Here is a 3830-nt window from a genome sequence, read left to right on the forward strand (position 1 = left end):
GCAAAACACGCGGCCGTCCCCGCAAGACCGCCGAAGCCGCATAGACTGTCAGCGATCTCCCGACAACACAGTGTCAGGGATGTCCCCGGACCGTACATTTTCAGTTGGCAGAAATGGCCCTATTTTCGGTCGGCGTTAACATCGCCCGGCGCCGCGGCAAAAAACGCGCCATCGTCGCCGTGGGACGCTCCATCCTGACCATCATCTGGCACCTGCTCACCGACCCGGCCCCCGGTTCCGCGACCTCGGCGCCGACCACTACAGCCGCCGGCTCAACCCCGACGCCGCCAAACACGCCCACATCCGCCAGCTCCAGGCCCTGGGCTACACCGTCACCCTCACTCCCGCCGCATAACCGGCTATGGCCATCCCAACCGGCATGGCCATCACCTGTCGGCAGCAGTCCCCTGCCCACAAGGGGGCGGACAGGTCACCTTATTTTCCGATCAGTCCCGGATGGCTCCGATTCTCCCTGCCGGGACAGCTGTCGGCTCACCACCTCGGTTAGGCTGGCGGGCCCAACCCTGATCGAGAGCGGACAGCTGACCCAAGTCAAGATGGATGGTGTGGAATTTCCACTGCCCGTCGACCTTGACGAATGTGTCGCGATATCGACCCGAGATGACCACCGAGTCATTACTGGTGCCGTGGGGCGAGGGAGTGATGTTGAGCTCGAGCAACACCCACTCGCCGGTGGCTGTCTGGCCATCCGGGGAGATCTCGACCACGGGATTGGTCATGAAGTGGACTGACCAGAGTATCGGCAACGAGTCGACGCCCTGGTCGAAGTGTCGGTAGATCTCATCGCGTCCGCGATTCTCTCCCCAGAGGCTGCTACTCCACTTGACATCGTCCAGATCCGCGTAAAGCGCGAGGACCTCGTTGGCGTTCATGCCATCATCGCAGATTCCTGCATACTGGTTCTTCAGATTCCGAATCGACTCGGCATCTTCCAGCCGCGCCACGCGTGCCTCAATCGAAAGTTCTTCGTTCATGGTGTCCTCCTAGCCTGGTCTTCGCTTGGGCGTTATGGTGCAAGCCTCGCCCCCGCCACGAGCGACTTTTGAGTTGTGGTTGCTGCCGTCGTCGGATCCCTGCGATGTCCAGAACATTCTTGGGTGTTCTGTTTTGACTGGGGAGAATTCCTTCCCCGCGGAGGCATAGATGCATCGTCAGACTCTAATACCTTGACCATACGTTTAGTGGCTAAACCCGGTGGGAAATTGGGCCTGCCAGCACGATCCAGGCGCGATGCCATCGGTCGCCGCCGTCTTCGGCGTCGTGCCTTTTCGGGAATTCGGATTGAGCGGAAGATGTCATCCATCGGAGCCGACGACGTCAGTTGGTCGGCGAGGTCCTTCTGCCGACGACAGCACTTCTCACGCTTCGGACTGATCGCATTCTGTGAGGGTGTTCTCTTTCAGGTGAAGCTCACCCATCAGGCAGACCGTTTGACAGGCTGGCGAAGGGATCCAGACTCACGGGCGGAGGATCACCGCTCAGGTACGGACACGAGGCTCGGATAATCGGTGTACCCCTGCGCTCCACCGCCGTAGTAGGTAAGCGGGTCGGGCGTGTTGAGCGCGTGATCGCCCGCCAGTCGCTCCGGGAGGTCTGGGTTGGCGATGTAGGCCCTGCCGAATGCGGCTGCGTCGATCAGACCTGCTGCCAACAGGCGTTCGGCCTTCTCCAGGTCGTACGCGCCGGCGCCGATGATCGTGCCGGTGTAAGTGTCCCTGATCTTGCGGCGATAGTCCTCGTCGAGCGCGGGGCCGCCGAACCAGTCCGGCTCCGAGACGTGCAGATAGAGTGTGTCCCGCTGTGACGCGGCGCGTGCGATGTAGAGCCCCATCTCCGCACCGTCGGCGTCGTCAAGCCAATTGGAAGTTCCGAGGGGACTGATGCGCAAGCCGACCCGGTCCGGGGCCCACGCATCGATCGCAGCGTCGAGCACCTCGAGGGTGAGCCGTGCGCGATTCTCGAGACTCCCTCCGTACTGGTCGGTGCGAGAGTTGCTGGTTGACGACATGAACTGTGGCAACAGGTAGCCGTGAGCAGCGTGGATCTCCACGAAGTCGAAGTTCGCTTCTTTCGCGTTCAGGGCCGCTCGACGGTAGTCGTCGACGATGCCGGCGATCTCCTCCGTCCGGAGCGCCCGAGGCGTTGGGCAATTGACGCGCTGCGGCTGGCCATCAGGTCCGCGCAGCGTCGTGCGGCTGCGGTGTGGCAGCGCGCTCGCCGAGACGGGGAGCTCGCCGTTGAGCAGCGACTCGTGAGAAACCCGCCCCACGTGCCACAGTTGGATGCCAATGCGACCGCCGACCTCGTGCACGGCATCGGTGATGCTACGCCAGCCCGCCACCTGGGCAGCGCTGTAGATCCCGGGGGTGTCCATGCATCCCTTGCCTTGCGGGGAGATCTGCGAGCCCTCCGTGACGATCAGCCCCGCTGAGGCCCGCTGGACGTAGTGCTCTCGCATAAGGTCGTTGGGAATGTCGTCCGGTGCCGTTGCCCGCATGCGGGTCATCGCCGGCATAACGATGCGGTTGGGACAGGAGAGCGGGCCGATGCTTACGGGGGAAAACAATGTCATGTCGTAAACCTTCCTTTAGCTCTGCCGCGTCGGATGGCGTCGCGACTTCTCTCAACCTACCGCATGGTTGGCTAGGTGGCCAGTGTGTCTTGGGCGCGGTGTCACGGAAGACAGTATCCCGAAGCGACCGCGTGCTCACCTCCCTACGCAACTGTGTTCGTCCAGGCGTCTTCTGTCGCAAGTGAGTTCCACATCCCTGCGGTAATGACCAGCTCGGCCGTTGCGGACCTAGGTGCCGGCTTCCAAGTCAGCACGATAGTCAGTGACCCGACCGGCCGCCTGGTCGTTATGGCGGAGAGGCGACAATGAGATGAAGATCTGGTTCGATGACTATGAGCGGGGCGAGACCATCCGGAGTCCGTACCTGCGGATGCACGCCGACGAGGTGAGGGCCTGCGCACGGTAGACCCATGACCTCTGAGCGTTCCTGAAGAGCACGCCCGACGACGAGTCGCCGGAGCGCTTCGTGCCTCCGTTGTTCACACTGGCTGTCGGCATGTGCCTGCTCCAGCAGGCGCCGGAGCGGTCGTTCCTGCCCGAGAGGTTGGTCGCCTTCCTTCAATTCGACTTCGTCGAGTTTCACCACGAGTTGACGGTCGGAGACTTCATTTACAGCGCTGCAACTGTCGAAGACCTGATCCCCCGTGGTGAGCGTGGCGAGATCGTCTTCTCGCACTCAACATACAACCAACGAGACGAGCTCATCGTGTCGACCGCTACGGGATGCTCGCCGAGCGGAAGAACTACCGACGTGAAGCAATACTTCGAGGACTACGTGGTCGGGGAGTCAGCGAGCACGTCGGGCCGAACTATCTCGGACGCCGGCTTTTTGCTGCGGGCGGCATTGAGCACGACTACCCGTCGATCCGCTTCGACGCGCACGTTGTGGACGCCTCGCGGTTCGGCGGTCGCATTGCGGCCGGGTCTATCGAACTCAGCCTCTCGGTGGGTATGTTCGCCCAGCACGATTGGAACTGGTACTGGCCGGAGCATGCCATAGCGACCGTGCGGTGGGACGCGATCCGATTCCTGCGCCCGCTTCTAATCGGCGACACAATCTACTGTGAACTACCGTGAACGCCAGATCGCCGAGACCCTCGTCGAGAATGACGACTTCGGGATCTTGGTGCACTCAGTCCGCGACGGGCTTAGGCGTGCTCAGGACCGGGCGTTTGCCAGCCAGAAAGAGGACAAGGAGACCGACGCGCGGATCAGGGCGAAGGCGACGGCGGAGTAC

At 62.3% G+C, this 3830-nt stretch carries 3 protein-coding genes; 1 reads left to right on the plus strand and 2 read right to left on the minus strand.

Annotated features, from left to right (window positions below):
• Nucleotides 1–446: 446 nt before the first annotated feature.
• Both AC5RWU_RS23825 and nemA read right to left on the minus strand, forming a co-directional pair.
• Nucleotides 447–995 (minus strand): nuclear transport factor 2 family protein, encoded by a 549-nt coding sequence (locus AC5RWU_RS23825; protein WP_493986648.1) that lies wholly within the window; start codon nucleotides 993–995, stop codon nucleotides 447–449.
• Nucleotides 996–1492: 497 nt separating this feature from the next.
• A complete protein-coding gene (gene nemA, locus AC5RWU_RS23830) occupies nucleotides 1493–2593 on the minus strand; it encodes an N-ethylmaleimide reductase (RefSeq protein WP_493986649.1) in 1101 nt (366 codons plus the stop codon).
• Between the two features lie 723 nt (nucleotides 2594–3316).
• Between nemA and AC5RWU_RS23835 the strand changes: the two genes are divergently transcribed.
• The gene (locus tag AC5RWU_RS23835; RefSeq protein ID WP_493986650.1) at nucleotides 3317–3670 is read left to right on the plus strand and encodes a MaoC/PaaZ C-terminal domain-containing protein; all 354 of its coding nucleotides are present in this window, start codon (nucleotides 3317–3319) and stop codon (nucleotides 3668–3670) included.
• Nucleotides 3671–3830: the final 160 nt, after the last annotated feature.

Source organism: Arthrobacter sp. B0427-1-12, assembly GCF_059092905.1.